This window comes from Kineobactrum sediminis (assembly GCF_002868715.1).
Classification (GTDB): domain Bacteria; phylum Pseudomonadota; class Gammaproteobacteria; order Pseudomonadales; family Halieaceae; genus Kineobactrum; species Kineobactrum sediminis.
Genome location: NZ_PKLZ01000013.1, coordinates 47,796 through 62,236, shown reverse-complemented (window position 1 = coordinate 62,236; position 14,441 = coordinate 47,796). Strand labels below are relative to the sequence as shown.

The 14,441-nt window shown below is 57.4% G+C and carries 20 protein-coding genes; 14 read left to right on the top strand and 6 right to left on the bottom strand.

Going from position 1 to position 14,441, the window contains the following annotated elements:
* Positions 1–73: 73 nt before the first annotated feature.
* Positions 74–1,453, bottom strand: coding sequence for an AmpG family muropeptide MFS transporter (locus CWI75_RS15575; protein WP_101522452.1), 1,380 nt, complete (start codon positions 1,451–1,453; stop codon positions 74–76).
* A 247-nt stretch (positions 1,454–1,700) separates the two neighbouring features.
* On the opposite strand from CWI75_RS15575, the gene CWI75_RS15570 reads away from it, so the two are divergent.
* Positions 1,701–3,014, top strand: coding sequence for an MFS transporter (locus CWI75_RS15570; RefSeq protein WP_206604763.1), 1,314 nt, complete (start codon positions 1,701–1,703; stop codon positions 3,012–3,014).
* Positions 3,015–3,038: 24 nt separating this feature from the next.
* On the opposite strand, the gene CWI75_RS15565 is transcribed toward CWI75_RS15570, so the two are convergent.
* Positions 3,039–3,524, bottom strand: a complete 486-nt coding sequence (locus CWI75_RS15565) for a GFA family protein (protein WP_101522450.1) — start codon at positions 3,522–3,524, stop codon at positions 3,039–3,041.
* 56 nt (positions 3,525–3,580) lie between these two features.
* Positions 3,581–3,703 (bottom strand): hypothetical protein, encoded by a 123-nt coding sequence (locus CWI75_RS18960; protein WP_420913260.1) that lies wholly within the window; start codon positions 3,701–3,703, stop codon positions 3,581–3,583.
* 171 nt (positions 3,704–3,874) lie between these two features.
* Between CWI75_RS18960 and CWI75_RS15555 the strand changes: the two genes are divergently transcribed.
* The 3 genes from CWI75_RS15555 to CWI75_RS18955 all read left to right on the top strand — a co-directional run bounded on the left by CWI75_RS15555 (position 3,875) and on the right by CWI75_RS18955 (position 4,699).
* Positions 3,875–4,153 carry a type II toxin-antitoxin system RelE/ParE family toxin gene (locus CWI75_RS15555; RefSeq protein WP_101522449.1) on the top strand — a complete coding sequence of 93 codons (279 nt, stop codon included), beginning with the start codon at positions 3,875–3,877 and terminating at the stop codon, positions 4,151–4,153.
* A 14-nt stretch (positions 4,154–4,167) separates the two neighbouring features.
* The gene (locus tag CWI75_RS15550) at positions 4,168–4,443 is read left to right on the top strand and encodes a HigA family addiction module antitoxin (protein WP_206604757.1); all 276 of its coding nucleotides are present in this window, start codon (positions 4,168–4,170) and stop codon (positions 4,441–4,443) included.
* Between the two features lie 94 nt (positions 4,444–4,537).
* Positions 4,538–4,699: a type II toxin-antitoxin system RelE/ParE family toxin gene (locus CWI75_RS18955; RefSeq protein WP_101522448.1), complete on the top strand. Its 162-nt coding sequence runs from the start codon at positions 4,538–4,540 to the stop codon at positions 4,697–4,699.
* Here CWI75_RS18955 and CWI75_RS15540 read toward each other — a convergent pair.
* Complete coding sequence (locus tag CWI75_RS15540; RefSeq protein ID WP_101522447.1) at positions 4,688–5,620, bottom strand: haloalkane dehalogenase; 933 nt, start codon at positions 5,618–5,620, stop codon at positions 4,688–4,690. The two genes, CWI75_RS18955 and CWI75_RS15540, sit on opposite strands and share 12 nt — an antisense overlap.
* A gap of 437 nt (positions 5,621–6,057) precedes the next feature.
* Complete coding sequence (locus tag CWI75_RS15535) at positions 6,058–7,458, bottom strand: GumC family protein (protein WP_146003613.1); 1,401 nt, start codon at positions 7,456–7,458, stop codon at positions 6,058–6,060.
* A 120-nt stretch (positions 7,459–7,578) separates the two neighbouring features.
* Here CWI75_RS15535 and CWI75_RS15530 point away from each other — a divergent pair, with 120 nt between their 5' ends.
* The 10 genes from CWI75_RS15530 to CWI75_RS15485 all read left to right on the top strand — a co-directional run bounded on the left by CWI75_RS15530 (position 7,579) and on the right by CWI75_RS15485 (position 13,270).
* On the top strand, positions 7,579–7,875 hold the full coding sequence (locus CWI75_RS15530) for a type II toxin-antitoxin system PemK/MazF family toxin (RefSeq protein ID WP_101522445.1): 297 nt from the start codon (positions 7,579–7,581) through the stop codon (positions 7,873–7,875).
* Between the two features lie 227 nt (positions 7,876–8,102).
* Positions 8,103–8,339, top strand: coding sequence for a site-specific integrase (locus tag CWI75_RS18485; protein WP_175580230.1), 237 nt, complete (start codon positions 8,103–8,105; stop codon positions 8,337–8,339).
* A gap of 17 nt (positions 8,340–8,356) precedes the next feature.
* Positions 8,357–8,671 carry a type II toxin-antitoxin system RelE/ParE family toxin gene (locus CWI75_RS18950; protein ID WP_241521258.1) on the top strand — a complete coding sequence of 105 codons (315 nt, stop codon included), beginning with the start codon at positions 8,357–8,359 and terminating at the stop codon, positions 8,669–8,671.
* 11 nt (positions 8,672–8,682) lie between these two features.
* Positions 8,683–8,952 (top strand): HigA family addiction module antitoxin, encoded by a 270-nt coding sequence (locus CWI75_RS15515; RefSeq protein ID WP_206604756.1) that lies wholly within the window; start codon positions 8,683–8,685, stop codon positions 8,950–8,952.
* A 261-nt stretch (positions 8,953–9,213) separates the two neighbouring features.
* Positions 9,214–9,498, top strand: coding sequence for a type II toxin-antitoxin system RelE/ParE family toxin (locus tag CWI75_RS15510; RefSeq protein WP_101522443.1), 285 nt, complete (start codon positions 9,214–9,216; stop codon positions 9,496–9,498).
* Positions 9,498–9,842: a HigA family addiction module antitoxin gene (locus tag CWI75_RS15505; protein ID WP_101522442.1), complete on the top strand. Its 345-nt coding sequence runs from the start codon at positions 9,498–9,500 to the stop codon at positions 9,840–9,842. Before CWI75_RS15510 ends, CWI75_RS15505 begins: the two co-directional genes overlap by 1 nt.
* 410 nt (positions 9,843–10,252) lie before the next feature.
* On the top strand, positions 10,253–10,834 hold the full coding sequence (locus CWI75_RS15500) for a hypothetical protein (protein WP_101522441.1): 582 nt from the start codon (positions 10,253–10,255) through the stop codon (positions 10,832–10,834).
* Positions 10,831–11,538 (top strand): hypothetical protein, encoded by a 708-nt coding sequence (locus tag CWI75_RS15495; protein ID WP_101522440.1) that lies wholly within the window; start codon positions 10,831–10,833, stop codon positions 11,536–11,538. Before CWI75_RS15500 ends, CWI75_RS15495 begins: the two co-directional genes overlap by 4 nt.
* Positions 11,538–12,293, top strand: coding sequence for a PP2C family protein-serine/threonine phosphatase (locus CWI75_RS15490; RefSeq protein ID WP_101522439.1), 756 nt, complete (start codon positions 11,538–11,540; stop codon positions 12,291–12,293). Before CWI75_RS15495 ends, CWI75_RS15490 begins: the two co-directional genes overlap by 1 nt.
* Before the next feature lie 56 nt (positions 12,294–12,349).
* Positions 12,350–13,270 carry a hypothetical protein gene (locus CWI75_RS15485; RefSeq protein WP_101522438.1) on the top strand — a complete coding sequence of 307 codons (921 nt, stop codon included), beginning with the start codon at positions 12,350–12,352 and terminating at the stop codon, positions 13,268–13,270.
* Between the two features lie 344 nt (positions 13,271–13,614).
* Here CWI75_RS15485 and CWI75_RS15480 read toward each other — a convergent pair whose 3' ends face one another.
* Entirely contained in the window at positions 13,615–14,379 is a 765-nt protein-coding gene (locus tag CWI75_RS15480) for an SDR family NAD(P)-dependent oxidoreductase (RefSeq protein ID WP_101522437.1), read from the bottom strand.
* Between the last annotated feature and the right edge of the window lie 62 nt (positions 14,380–14,441).

The following is a 14,441-nucleotide window of genomic DNA, read 5'->3' as shown; positions in this document are numbered from 1 at the left end:
AGCCACAGCAGTGATGGTGTCATCGCGGCCGGGGGAATAATACCTGCAAATGCCCCGATTCGCGCCCGAGGATTCAGGGAACCGCGCTGTTATCGTCTCGCATGCCGGGACGCTCAACCTGGTCGGGGTGGGCGATCCGCAGCAACAGAATTGCCAACAGAAACGCCGGCAGCCCGAGAATCGCGGCGGTCACAAAGAACCAGAACCAGCCGACGCTGGCGGCCAGGATGCCGGTGAAACCGCCGAGGAACTGGCCGGGCAGGGTCATCACCGAGCTGAACAGCGCGTACTGGGTGGCAGTGTAGGCGGTGTTGGTCAGGCTGGACAGATAGGCGATCAATACCGAGATGGCCATGCCGCCGGTGATGTTGTCGGCAATGATGGCGATGACCAGCCCGTAGGTTTCCGGGCCGATCAGCGCCAGCCAGGAAAACGTCAAGTTGGTGACTGGCGCCATCAGGGCAGTCCCGATCAACAGGGGGGCGATACCGAAGCGCGCCACCAGCACGCCGCCCAGGGCGGCGCCGATCAGCGTCATCGCCAGGCCAAAGGCAGCCGCCACATTGGCGATTTCGGCTTTACTGAATCCCAGGTCCAGATAGAACGGATTGGCCAGTACCCCCATGAAAATATCGCTGATACGAAACGTACCGATAAACAACAGCACTACCACGGCAGCCATCCCGTAGCGTTTGAAGAAGTCAGCAAACGGGCAGATCACGGCGCCGATAAACCAGGCGGTCAGATCCCGACGCATTCCCTGGTGATCGGTGTCATCCAGATAGTCGGTGACCCTTTTTTCGAGGATGGCGGTGGCCCGGTCGATGGTGACCGCCGGCTCGCGGATGATCAGCGTGGTCAGCATGCCCACTCCCATCAGCGCAGCCATGGCGCCGTAAGCAAGATTCCAACTGCCGATGTTGGCAACGTGCAGTGCGCCGGCGCCGGCGGCCAGCAGGGCCACCCGGTAACCGGTGACATAGGTGGCGGCCATGGCCGCCTGACGGTGGCGGGCTTCGGCCTCCACCCGGTAGGCATCGATGGCCACGTCCTGTGTGGCGGACCCAAAAGCCGATAGCACGGCAAACACCGCCACCAGCCAGAGATTCTCCAGCGGGTTGGTCAGTGCCATACCGGCCAGCGACACGGCGATGGTGATCTGCGCGGCGAGCATCCAGGCCCGGCGCCGACCCAGCAGCCGGGATAACAGGGGCAGAGGGGCCCGATCCACTACCGGCGCCCATAGCACCTTGATGGAATGCGCAATCCCCACCCAGCTGAGAAAGCCGATCGCCGTCAACTCGACACCGATGTCGCGCAACCAGGCGCTGAATGTCCCACCCACCAGCAGCAGTGGCAGCCCGGCGGAGAAACCGAGAAGCAGCATGCCCAGTACCCGGGGCCGCAGGTAAACGCGGAAACCTTCGGGCTGTTCACCAGTGCGGACGGACATGGATGGGGCCTTTGGTTGTTTCGGTCAGGCTCTTCATCATACACTGGAGAATGCGATAGAGCCCGTCGCCATTGTCAGTGTTATCGACCGAGACCTCTTGTATGATAAGAAGAGCAAATCAACAGGATGGTTTCCAAACGAAATTCTGAGAATCGCCAGGCGCAAACTCCTCTATTTGCAAGATGCAACGGGATTACCGGATCTGGAAGTTCCGAGACATCCGGTGAGTCCGGGACATACCAAATGAATAAAAACAGGTGTTGTTATCTCTGCCATTAAGACAACCAGGGACAGAGTCCGTGGAAATTCCGGTTTCCTGGCGCTCGCCGCCCTCATCATTGCCGGTGAGGCCATCTTTCTGCTGCCCTTCGTCCTGTCGCGCATTTTCCGTCCCACCTTCATCGACATTTTCGGCATCACCAATCTTCAGCTCGGCACCGCGTTTTCCCTGTATGGCGTCATCGCCATGGTGTCCTACTTCGCCGGCGGCCCGCTGGCGGACCGCTTTTCCGCCCGCAACCTGCTGGTGGCGGCATTGCTGGCGACTTCCCTCGGCGGGGTAGTCATGGCCACCATACCGCCCATCGGCGTGCTGACCCTGCTCTACGGATTCTGGGGACTGACCACCATCCTGCTGTTCTGGGGGGCCCTGATCAAAACCACCCGGGAGCTGGGCAGTGTTCACCAGGGCAGGACCTTTGGCCTGCTGGACGGCGGCCGCGGACTGTTCGCGGCGGTCATGGCGTCGGTATCGGTTCTGGTGTTCGCGGCCCTGTTGCCGGCGGATGTGGAAACCGCGACCCTCGCCCAGCGCGAGCAGGCACTGGCTACAATCATCCAGGGATTTTCCGGGATGTGTGTCCTGTCGGCGCTGCTGGTCTGGCTGTTCGTGCCGCCGACGCCGCGGAGCGATACCCTGGCCGGTACCCGGGATAGTTTGCGGGGCCTGCGGCAAGTCATGGCCATGCCTACGGTCTGGTGCCAGTCGGTCATCGTGCTCTGTGCCTACGTGGCCTACAAAAGCACCGATGGTTTTTCCCTGTATGCCAGGGACGCCTTCGGTTACAACGAGGTGGAGGCCGCCACTATCGCCACTGTCTCGTTCTGGATGCGCCCGGTCGCGGCCATCGGTGCGGGATTGCTGGCGGACCGGTTCAGTGGTTCGGTCATGCTGTTGTTGAGTTTTGCCGTCGTCATGTTGGGCAGCGGGGCGATCGCGGCCGGTTTGATCGTGCCCGGACTGCCGTGGCTGTTGCTGGCGACCATCGCGGGTACCAGTGCGGGTATCTATGGTTTGCGCGGCCTGTATTTCGCCATTTTCGGTGAGGGCAATGTCCCGCTAATACGGACCGGCACTGCGGTGGGCGTGGTGTCTTTTGTCGGCTTCACACCGGATATCTTCATGGGTCCGCTGATGGGCTGGCTTATCGATTCCTCTCCCGGGGCCGCGGGCCACCAGCATGTATTTGGGGTCGTGGCGGGGTTTGCTGTTATCGGGCTGATTGCGACGGTGTTGTTTGGCCGGGCAAGCCGGGCCTTGCCGGGAAGTGACCCGGTTTGAGTTCGCCAGCAGCTGCAGTTTCGCCTATTCCTCTGCCAGTCCGTGCCTGCGGTGCCAGTCCAGCAGCGAACAGTCCGGATAATGATCGAAGCGGCATTCGCCGTCGCCCGCGGGCACCGGTACCCAGCCGGGTTTTGAATCCAGCAGGATGTGATATCGCTCAGGCGGCTCGGGCAGGGGGCTGTCGATGACCGAGGCAAAGGGATGGATCAGTGCCGGCCAGCGCGGATCGAAGGCCCACATCATGCTGCCGCAGTGCTTGCAGAAACGCCGCTCGCCGGGGCTGCGCTCGTCCCGCTTTGGATGATCCATATAGGGCCGATAAACATTGATCGACTCCTCACCCTCAACTACGAGCGAGTCGGCGTCGGCATGCAGATTGATGGAGAAGCCGCCGGCGCCCGCCGTTTTACGGCAGATGCTGCAGTAGCAGTACATGAACGGATAGGGCGCCACGCTGTCGCAGCTGAACCGCACCGCGCCACAATGACAGGAAGCTTCGAGTTTCATATCGGCACTCCGGATTGGTACACATTACGATGAAGTTACAGCTTAAACAGCTGTTCTCACTTAAAAACTCTGCCGCGAAAGTGAAACTGGATCTCGCTGCCTTTGATATCGACATGGCAGCTTCGCAGTGTATTCAGACCGTATGATTTATTCTCTTTTGCGTACTGGGTATTACCCACACGAAATTACCGTAGTATCCAGCAGCTGCAACACTGTGGCCAGCATCTTTTCGCGGCTCAGTTACGGCTTGGCGCGTGTGTCAGGGGGCGATTTACGAAAACGCGCAAGCTCAGTTTGAACATTGTCGCGCGACGCGCTACAATTGTGTCGGTGTAGGCAAAGGCGAGCGAATGATCAAAAGCATCAGGCACAAAGGGCTAAAGCTGTTTTTCGAGAAAGGCACTACGAAGGGCGTCCGCATTGATCATGTTGATCGCCTCCGTGACCGCCTGACTGTGCTGGACGCTGCAACCTGCCTTGACGATATTGCCGCCGGCAACTGGGGACTGCACCCGCTGACCGGGAAGCTGAAAGGCCAGCACGCCATCAAGGTGTCGGGCAACTGGCGACTGTTCTTCGAGCTTAGAGACGGCAATGTGTACCTGCTGGACTATGACGATTATCACTGACAGGAGAAAACACCATGTCCATGTATAACCCCTCGCATCCGGGCCAGATCATCCGGCAACGGCTGATCGAGGATGAGGACGGCCACAAAATCGACAGCGTGGCCGTAGTCGCAGAGCGGCTCGGCTGCCATCGTAACACCCTGAACCGGCTCATCAATGGTAGTGCCTCCGTAACACCGGATATGGCTCTGGCACTGGAACAGGCGGGTGCCGGTAGCGCCGAGTTCTGGCTCTCCATGCAGGCCAATTACGACCTGTTCCAGCTGCGTCACAGTCAGGGAGCGGCTTGATGAGCGCCGGGAAGAATTTCAGCGTCGTGTATAGGACGTATAAAGAGCCTGTTGAGAGTAGATTTTCTCGCTGAGCCTGTGAAAACTACTCTACTTGCATGATCCAGCAGACTTGCAGGATTTAAGAGTTCCACCTGGTAATCGGCTGGAAGCCTTGAAAGGTAGTCTGAAGGAATTTCACTCGATACGGATCAACGGCTTGGTCTGTGGTCAGGGCGTGTCCGCCTGCGGTGGCAAGGGTGAATCAGGTCAGTGAGCTTGCCACTTCGGCCACCACTGCGGCAAGCGCGGGGCCCTGTTCTTCCTGCAGGAAGTGGCCGGCATCACGGATGATCGGGTGGTTGCGGCCCCGGGCGCCGGGAATGCGCTGGCGAAAGACGTCGGCCCAGGCAGCCGTCGCCGGGTCGCTGTCGCTGAAGGCGGTGACAAACGGTTTCTGCCACTGCTCCAGCAGCTGCCAGGTGCGCCGGTTCCCGGCGACGCCGGGCATGTCCTCGCGGATCGGGATCAGACTGGGAAACTCCAGCGCCGCCGCCTTGTAGGCAGGCGTCGGGAAGGGCGCGTCATAGGCGGCGCGCACGGCTGCGGACAGCGGCGCCACGCAAACCCCCGCGACCACATCGGCAATGGGCAGGTCCGTGGCCACCCGGGTCGCAGCAACCCACTGTTCGACAATCTCTCCCGGCCAGGGCTCCACTCCGCGGGGTGCGGCTTCGCAGTTGGGCAGCAGGGTATTCGCGGCGACCACGGCCTGGAAGCGCTCCGGCATCTGCGCCAGCACAGACAGCCCGATGGGGCCACCCCAGTCCTGGCAGACGAGGATAATGTCCCGCAGGTCAAGCGCCGTGACCAGTGCGGCCATCTGCGCGACATGGCCGGCATAGCTGTAGTACTCGCGCTGCGCCGGTTTGTCCGAGCGCCCGAATCCGATCAGGTCCGGCGCGACGCAGCGGAACCCGCGTGCGCTGAGTTCACGGATCATGTGGCGATAGAGGAAGCACCAGCTGGGCTCGCCGTGCAGCAGCAGCACTAACGGCCCTTGCCTGGGGCCCTCATCGAGGTAGTGCATGCGCAGCGGGCCCAGTCGATCGTCGGTAAGCTGCAGGTAGCGGGGCTCCCAGGGAAAGTCGGGAAGCCCGGCAAAATGGTGGTCCGGTGTACGCAAAACGGTCGTCATGGCCTGGGCAGGTCCCCGCTGAGAGCCCGGTAGTGAGCCGGATCGGTTGAGTGGTCCACCAGCAGGCTGGCAATGTCAGCTGCGGTGCTGTTTATGGCGTCCCTGACGGCAGCAGCAAGCGTGGTTGCGGACGCCCGCGCGGGCTCGATTATCGTGGCCCCGGCTGTCGCAGCAGCAGGCGCCGGTAAAGTACTGCCGCCGCTTCGACGTCTGGATCCTGGCGCCGGGCATTGGCCGTGGCGAAGAAGTATACGACATATTAACGGCCTATCGAGAGTAGGCATCCTCGCTGATTGTGTCTACTGGACCTGCAGACCTGTCGAAGTTTCTATCTATTGCCCCGAAAATACTGTTCGCAGCGTTGGGTATGCCATTCATATCCGTTCAAACCTGGACGTGAGCACACCGGCGTTGCGGAATCTCTGGCATGGTGTCCCTCACGGTTTGCCTCGGGTCAGTCGCTCTGGCTGGCTGCTATCCTGCTCAAGTGACCGATCCCTGTCCCGGGGATACAGGGGTACGCCGGAGAGGGTGACGAACTGGCTCGGCGCCGGCCGTGGATGCAGGTAGCTGTACAACCATACGCCAAAGATGCCAGCGAGGATGGCGATCAATACGGTGCCACCAAGCAGCAGTGGATAGGGTGGCCCGATCCTCTCCGCCTCCGCGGCGGGCCAGTCGATGACTGCCACCTGGGGGTAGTTTTCCACCTGACTGACCGCGATTTTCACCTGCCTGGCCTGTGTCTCCCGGTTGAGCTCTTCCAGCCGCGCCAGATCCTGCGCCAGGGCCTGGTGCTTCGCATAGATGGTGTTGAATTCGGCGACTGCCTGCTTCTGCCCTTGTAGCCGGCTCTCGAGGTCTGCCACGGACGCCCGGGCAGCCTGATGGGCCCGTTCGGCGTTGGCCAGCTCCATCTGGCTACCTTCTGTGTAGGCCTGGCCAAGCTCCGCCTCCAGCTGGGCAATCTGCTCGGGAATCTCCCGCAGCTGAGGCGCCTTGCTGATGTAGTCGTCGGTATAGCGGACACGAAGCTCTTGCAGGCGTGTGCGCAAGTCCGCCAGCGTTTGCGACATGGCGGCGACGTCGTTGCGCTCGCTTTCCGGTACCACCTGCTGTCCCGCTGCCAAAGATGCCCTGAGGGTGTCGAGGTAGGCATTGCTCCGAATTTCCTCCTCTACTGCCCGATTGAGCGCTGCGTTGAGCCCGTCCAGCTGCGACAGTACGGCGTTTTCCTGCCGCTCCACGGAGATAATGTCGTTGTCCTGCCGATACGTCTCAAGGGCGTCACGGGCCGCATCCAGTCGTCCGGCCAGCCCCGTCAGTTCTTCATCGACTTCGGTCAGGGTCTGCGCCTTGCGTGCTTCGATATCCCGGGCGCGGACCCCGGTGTAGACCTCGATCCAGCTTTCCAGAAGGGGTGGCAGCTGTTCCGGCTCTGACCCGATCGCCACCAGTTCCAGCAGGTTGGTCTCGGGAACGGGCCGCACGTCCAGGAGGCTTCGCAGCTCCAGTGCCGTGAGCGTGATTGCGTAGTCCGCGTCGAGCACCTCGACCAGACGGCGTATGATTTCACTGCCCATCAAGGTGTGCTTTTGGATGGCAACACCCTGGACATCCGCCTCGAGCAGCTGGGCATCGATGGCGGTCGGGGCACTCATCAGTACGGTCGCCGTGCTTTCATAGCGTGTCGGCTGCAGCAGTGTGAACAGGAGGCCCGCGACCAGTACGACCAGCGCTGTGCCAACGAAGACGCGCCGGCGGACCCTATCGTGCCACACAGGGTCCGTATCGGCAGTCAGGGTGGCGCTGCGCGCACCGTCTTTCACGAAAACCATACCGATTACCTGGCGTCTGAATACGACATTCAGTTTAGTGCATCCGCTTGCTGCCCGCATGGTCTCCTGCAGGGTCCGCCCTGGTTCCCTCCGCGCCTGCATTTGCCGGCGCCGCAAATAATGTTTCTACTGCATCCTTTTCTGGTTCTGTCTCCCAAAGCTTTTAACGAACGCACATCCCTGGTCATTGGCCTGCCGATGACCACTGCCAGCTATAACTCCGACAACCCCTTCGCAGTAGCCGTCGGCGTTACTGGTGGGCGCAAGGCCGGGCAAGCCAGTTACGTGCTTTGTCATCAGCCCAAGTCCTTCGACCGGCGCCTGTGTGGCGGCGCGCCCCATCCAATGAAAAGCGTGACCGATGCCCGCTTTGCCGAGGTGCTCGCCTTGCTGAACCACGTTATGCAGTTGGTCTGACTCAGGTGTAGTGATCGCAAGGCGAGTGTCTATGGCATTCGTATCGGGCGCACTTTTCGGCAGACGGCCAGCCGCTTGTGGCGGTATGAGTCCGGTTTGATCTGGCTTGAAACCGCTCCCCTGCTGCAAATGCTTGAGTGTGACGATGCCCGCAAGCCAGACCCCTGTCGTGGGACGAGCAATCGAGGTTGTTTGCGCGGTTGCCGGGTCATTTGAGGGAGATGGCGTTGTTCAAGGTCAACACCGGAACGCGGGAGCAGGAAGTGGTGGGTTTGCGGTGGGATTGGGAAGTACCGATCCAGGAGCCGAAAACCAGCGTGTTTGTGGTCCCGGGTGCCGGCGTGAAGAATGGGCAGGACCGACTGGTGGTGATGAGTGCCGAAGCACGGGCGGTGATCAATCGTCAGCGACGCAGGAACCCGGCGCATGAGTTGGGCCAGTGGATGCTACAATGCGAGACCTGACCCCCGAAGTTTAAGAGGTGGTAGCTACGGGTGGACTTGAACGGGGCGGCCTCCCGCCACCACTGGCGGACGACCTCTTTTATGACAGGAAGAGTAAGTCAACCAGATCGTTTCCAGCGGAACTTCGGAGAACCGCCAGGCGAAAACTACTCTACTTGCATGATGCAGCAGACTTGCAGGATTTGAGAGTTCCACCTGGTAATCGGCTGGAAGCCTTGAAAGGTAATTTGAAGGGATTTCACTCGTTACGGATCAACGATCAATGGCGACTGGTTTTCCGCTGGAGTGGCGGGCAATCATACGATGTGCAGATAGTGGATTATCACAGGTAGAGGTGAAGGCTGTGAACAGGCAACCGAAACATCCGTTCCATCCCGGCGAGATGCTGCTTGAGGAATTTCTCGAACCCCAGGGCATGAGCCAGGCTGAATTCGCAAGGAGAATAGGCTGGACCAAGGCGCGAGTTAACGAACTCATTCGCGGGAAGCGGGGTGTCACGGCAGCGGCCGCATTAGATCTCGCTGACGTCCTGGGGACCTCGCCAAAACTCTGGATGAATCTCCAGGCTACCTATGACCTGGATAAGGCGGCTGCGGCCCGGAGGGTAGCATAACATCGCTCGGCAACAGCTGTTTTGAAACCGTCCGAAAAAGCGGGGTAGAACCCGTCGGCATTCTCTTCCAGTAAGCCTCTGGCGCTCGAGTCAGCGGCTGACGCGTCGGCTAACAAGCTGAATCAGCTCCTCCAGTTCTACCACGAAGCAATCAGTGCTGGCCTGGGAGCTCTAAACCGAGCAATCGAGGCCTTTCTTGCAGCTTGCGCAATATGCAATAGATCAATACACTACTCAGGTATCCTGAAGGAAAGCTGGGAATTGATTAAGAGCATCGGGCACAAAGGGCTCAAGAAATTCTTCAACAGTGGTGGCAACGATACCCGGGGCATCAATTCCGACCATAAGGGCAAACTGCGCGACCAGTTGGCTGCCTTGGACTCCGCCACGGACATTGCGGATATGGATTTGCCGGGGTGGCGCCTGCACCCCTTGAAGGGAAAACATAAAGGGAGGCACGCTATCTGGGTCAGCGGTAACTGGCGAATGACCTTCGAGTTTGAGAATGGCGATGCGTATGTCGTGGATTATGAGGATTATCACTGATGGCTAAAATCACTGTACACCCGGGCGGCTTCATTAAGCGTAACTATATAGATGAGTTGGGCCTCACGGCCACCGCATTGGCGGATGCGCTGGAGGTGTCAGAGTCTACCTTGAGCCGTCTGCTTCATGAAAAGATCGATTTGTCTCCGGCCCTGGCTGTGAAGGTGAGCAAGGTGCTGGGACGCTCGGCGGAGAGTTGGATGGCGATGCAAGCCCATCACACACTGGCAAGATACCAGGCCGAGTTTGAGCAATGGACACCAACCAAGCGGGTGACTGCGGAAGGCCTGGTTGCCGTGGAAGGTGACAAGTCGAAAGCAAAACACAAGACAGCGGCGGCTTAGCGAGAACTGGGTAGAACCGTGAGTTGGGCCAGTGGATGCTACAATGCGAGACCTGACCCCCGAAGTGTAAGAGGAGGTAGCTACGGGTGGACTTGAACCACCGACCCCAGCATTATGAATTTGGCTGGATATTTTTAACTCGTTGATTTTATTAACTTAAATCCGAGCATCCACAGCATAGTCTGCACCACGGAGCACAACAAGTCACGGTTAGTCCCGCAAATCTCCCGCAGCTTTCACCCTGAATAGCAGCGGGTTAGGTAAGAGGCGCCACCCTGGTGTTGCAGGCGCGAATCGATCATCCGCGCCTTTCTCTCTCTTTATGGATCATCAATTCTGTTGACAGGAAATGGCGAATCGTGATGTAGTGTCCTTGGTCCTAGGACAAAGGACGGCAAGGTAAGGAAGTGATGAAAAGTCAGGATATATTTATATTGCTCAAGCTCGTGAGCCTATCCCAGCAGGAGGAGTCCGGCGAGATATCAGAAGCGGTCAATGATTCCGAGAATATGATCACTGTCAGTGACCGATACTCGGCCAGAGGGCTGGCCGCCGCCTTGGGTGTCAGTAAAACGGAAGTAAATGCATCGATCAACCGCAGTATTGCGGTAGGGATGGCAAAACATGAACGGGAGACCGGCTATCCAAGAGCGAATAAAAGTGCGCTTCTTGAATTTATCTGTCATGGCTTGAAGTACGTTTTTCCGGTCAAACCTGCAGAGATTACCAGAGGTATTCCTACCGGATTTGCAGCACCGGGACTTAAAGGCGAACTAATGAGTACCGGGGATTACATTTATGTTTGGCCCGATGCGAAAGGCAAAGAGAAGGGGCAGACTGTGACACCTCTGTTTAAGAGTGTTCCGGAGGCAGTGAAAAAAGACCCCAGGCTCTATGAATATCTGGCGTTGGTAGATGCCGTGCGTTTGGGGAACCCGCGCGAGTCAAAGCTTGCCATTAGCAGGCTCGAAGAAAGGCTTAAATCCCGATGAGCAGCGCCTATGAGCAGCTAGCAGGTATGATAGAAAAAGTTGCCAGGGCTTTGGGTGATGAGCTTTTGGGTGAAGTCGCTTTTGTCGGGGGATGCACAACGGGTTTGCTAATTACCGATGAATTTACCAAAGAAGAAATCCGTTTTACCGATGATGTTGATCTGATCATCAATGTTGTCGGTTATGCCCAGTGGGAAGTATTTAAGGCCCGGTTGCGCGACAAAGGGTTTAGTGAATCAATGGAGGATGATGTTATCTGTCGCATGCGTCTGGGCGAGCTGAAAGTTGATTTTATGCCCGACAATGAGAAGATTCTGGGCTTCAGCAACCGGTGGTATGCCGCCGCCTTGAAGGCCGCTCAGAATTATAGATTGACCGATGTGCTTACAATCCGCTTGCTCACGCCGCCCTTTTTTATAGCAACCAAGCTTGAAGCTTATCTTGGGCGCGGTAACGACGATCCTTTAGGCAGCCATGATCTTGAAGACATTCTAAATCTTGTTGATGGGCGGGAAGAGCTTGTTGCAGAAATTGCAGATACAGATGGAGATGTCCGGGACTACATAGCCGGGCAGATTGGCGCGCTCATGGAGCACGGCGATTTTGAATATGCCGTGCAGGGCATTGTGCGTGGAAGCCGAAGCAGGGAAGATTTGATATTTAAACGGCTTGAAGCGGTGAAGGCCTTGAAAGGAAGCGCTTAGTGGCTTTGTACTATGAATGGCATAGCGCCCCAGGCTCATTAACTGAGGAAAACCGGGATCATTGCGGTATAGCAGAGCGCACGGATGCGTGGCTGGCCATTGTCATAGACGGTTCCACGACAGGTCCCCATGGCGGTGAATTAGCCAGAGAGCTGGCCTGCCGTCTGGTTGATGGATTCTTTGCCTCAGGCCCGCCGGTAACAGAGCAGCAGATTTGTGATTTCATGCGAAAGGCGCATGAGGATTTACGGCGGCAATACCCGGCTGACTCCGCGAGTTATTTTATTGCGGTGCAGAGTGAACAGAACCGGGTCATGACGTTTCATGCTGGTGATTGCCGGATTGGCAAAGTAACGCAGGATAATGCAATTGAGTGGTTATCGGTCGCTCATACCCTGGCCAATGCTACAGCGCCTCTCTCCGATACGGCACTATCCGTTCATCCCGGCAGACATCTTCTGACCCGCAGCTTTAGGTCCCGGCACTTTGAACGGCCTGAATGCGATCAATGCTCTCTGCTGCCGGGTGAAATGCTGGTCATTGCCACAGATGGATTTTGGGCGGAGATGGACGCTACCAAGCAGGCCGATCTTATAGAAGGAAATCTACCTGTTTCCGTGGACAGGGTGGATGACGTAAGTTTCTTATTACTCAGGCAGCAGTCGAATGGTTCGGCAGGGTCGACTGGAAAAGTTTATTCCGAGGACAACATCTATGTCCGCACAATACGCGAGCATGTGACAATTCAATTTTAACCAACCGGGTCAATAACCCCGGGTAAAATTACTGTCGGTGATGGAGAACAGACGAAATGAATTGTTATATCTGCGGTTGGGAGGACGGAACAGAACTGATAAGTGACCGTGACTATAGTGACAAGGAGCTAGTCCATTGTCCTCGATGCGGGGCATACGAAATTAGCGGTACAGTGAAAGCCACACTTGCCCATACAGGCGCTGACCTGCAGCTGTCAGCCTACTTGAGAGACTGGAACCTTCTCACAGGCAAGCCTGCACAGTTAAACAGCCAGAACGTCAAATCCATTCGAGAGAGTACTACTTGGTACTCCACATCCGAAAAGATGGAAAGGTTGCTGGGCAGTTTGGCCGCGATGTCTAACTATCCAGGGGACCAACTCCATTTGGAATTAGAAAGAGACATGGTATTGGCTAGGGCGGAAGAGCCCAGAGAGTTTGACTTCTATTTAAAATCTTTAGTTGATCGTGGGCTATTAAAAGCGCAGGGCAAATGGACCTTCGACGGACCGCCGCCACTGATACTTAGTCCCGAAGCGTGGGATGCGATCGAGAGCAGGCCAGGGGTGGACTTGGAAAGTGCTCAAGTTTTTGTGGCTATGTCTTTCTCTGAAGCTATGAAACCCCTCTATACGGACGTAATTGAACCTGCGGTGGAGAAGGCAGGCTATCGTGCGTATCGCGTTGACCATGACCCACACATTGAACGTATCGACGCTAAAATTATTGCTGAGATCAAAAAGTCCAGGTTTTTGGTGGCAGACGTCACTGAGCAAAAGCCAGGGGTCTACTATGAGGCTGGATACGCTCACGGCCTCGGTATTCCCGTTATATGGACAGTGCACAATGGTGACCTGAAGAACGTCCATTTTGACACGAGGCAGTACGCCCATATCAACTGGACAGATGGAGACGATCTTCGTGAAAGATTGGGGCCTCTCATAGAGGCCGTGATAGGGCGTGGTCCGAGGGGGTAATAACAAATCCTGTCGGTATATATGGCGGTATAAGGTCGTATTATTTTATTAAAAATGTCTATTTATTAATGAGTTGTGCTTCGTTTTCGGAGATGATCCGACACTGGTTGGCGTATCTAAAATCTAAACCCGGCCCACTTTACACCACGGAGCACAACGGATTAGAGCCTGGTCTAGGTCTCTTGGCAGTCCGCGGAGCGCCGAAGCCAGTGCGGCTAACGCTCTGGGGTCGGCTCGTTCGTGCTGCTTTCGGAACGCAACGCAACGGGCATAATTGCAGGCACTAGTCGCAGGTTCATTATTACCCCCACGGGCAGGCAGCGGTAGTCGCTCAGGTTTAGTATTCAATGCGCTGTCCAGCCGCCATCAACCTTCAGGCTGTCGCCGGTGATCAATCCGGAGGCAGCACTCGCCAGAAACAGAACTGCATTGGCGACATCTTCAACCTGGCCGAGTTTGTTCATGGGAATCTGTGCCAGTACATTGCGTTGAAACTGCGGGTCATCCAGCATGGGGCGGGTCATTGGAGTCTCAATAAAGGTTGGGGCGACGGCATTGACCCGCACTCCTCGTGGTGCCAGTTCCACCGCCATGGCTTTCGTCAGGCCTTCAATAGCGTGCTTGGTCATACAGTAGACGGTCCGATTTACCGCGCCCACATGTCCCATTTGGGAGCTCATGTTGATGATAGACCCGGTGCCCTGATTCACCATGATCCGGGCGGCAGCCTGCGCTACCCGGAATGCGGAGCGGATATTGACATCCAACATGAGATCAAGCGTTACCAGCTCTACGTCGATAAACGGTTGCGGTCGATTGGTGCCAACGTTGTTGACCAGCACGTCCAGCTGGCGTAAACCACCCAGCCTTTGCATGAATTGGTCGCTGGTGACATCTTCAGTCCAGCCCTCGATAGAGTTCGGGTAAGCCCGCGCCAGGCTTTCGAGATCTGCAGTTGTCCGCGCGACGGCAATCACCTGCGCCCCGGCGTTTGCCAGAAGTTCCGCGCAGGCGCGACCAATGCCTTTGCCGGCACCCGTTACCAGGGCTATCTTGCCTCGCAGCATGAAGTGCTCCAGCGCGGTGTTGCCTTGTCGTACTTCGGCCATGTTGTCTGATCCTTTTAAGGGTTGGTGGGGCAGCCGAGGCGCGATCGCTTCAGTCAGGTAGA

What these genes read in the sequence shown, in the direction of transcription:
- CWI75_RS15575 (WP_101522452.1), bottom strand. Translation starts at nt 1,453, where the DNA reads ATGTCCGTCCGCACTGGTGAACAGCCCGAAGGTTTCCGCGTTTACCTG.
- CWI75_RS15565 (WP_101522450.1), bottom strand. Translation starts at nt 3,524, where the DNA reads ATGAAACTCGAAGCTTCCTGTCATTGTGGCGCGGTGCGGTTCAGCTGC.
- CWI75_RS15555 (WP_101522449.1), top strand. Translation starts at nt 3,875, where the DNA reads ATGATCAAAAGCATCAGGCACAAAGGGCTAAAGCTGTTTTTCGAGAAA.
- CWI75_RS15550 (WP_206604757.1), top strand. Translation starts at nt 4,168, where the DNA reads ATGTCCATGTATAACCCCTCGCATCCGGGCCAGATCATCCGGCAACGG.
- CWI75_RS15540 (WP_101522447.1), bottom strand. Translation starts at nt 5,620, where the DNA reads ATGACGACCGTTTTGCGTACACCGGACCACCATTTTGCCGGGCTTCCC.
- CWI75_RS15535 (WP_146003613.1), bottom strand. Translation starts at nt 7,458, where the DNA reads ATGGTTTTCGTGAAAGACGGTGCGCGCAGCGCCACCCTGACTGCCGAT.
- CWI75_RS15530 (WP_101522445.1), top strand. Translation starts at nt 7,579, where the DNA reads ATGTTTCTACTGCATCCTTTTCTGGTTCTGTCTCCCAAAGCTTTTAAC.
- CWI75_RS15505 (WP_101522442.1), top strand. Translation starts at nt 9,498, where the DNA reads ATGGCTAAAATCACTGTACACCCGGGCGGCTTCATTAAGCGTAACTAT.
- CWI75_RS15500 (WP_101522441.1), top strand. Translation starts at nt 10,253, where the DNA reads ATGAAAAGTCAGGATATATTTATATTGCTCAAGCTCGTGAGCCTATCC.
- CWI75_RS15495 (WP_101522440.1), top strand. Translation starts at nt 10,831, where the DNA reads ATGAGCAGCGCCTATGAGCAGCTAGCAGGTATGATAGAAAAAGTTGCC.
- CWI75_RS15485 (WP_101522438.1), top strand. Translation starts at nt 12,350, where the DNA reads ATGAATTGTTATATCTGCGGTTGGGAGGACGGAACAGAACTGATAAGT.
- CWI75_RS15480 (WP_101522437.1), bottom strand. Translation starts at nt 14,379, where the DNA reads ATGGCCGAAGTACGACAAGGCAACACCGCGCTGGAGCACTTCATGCTG.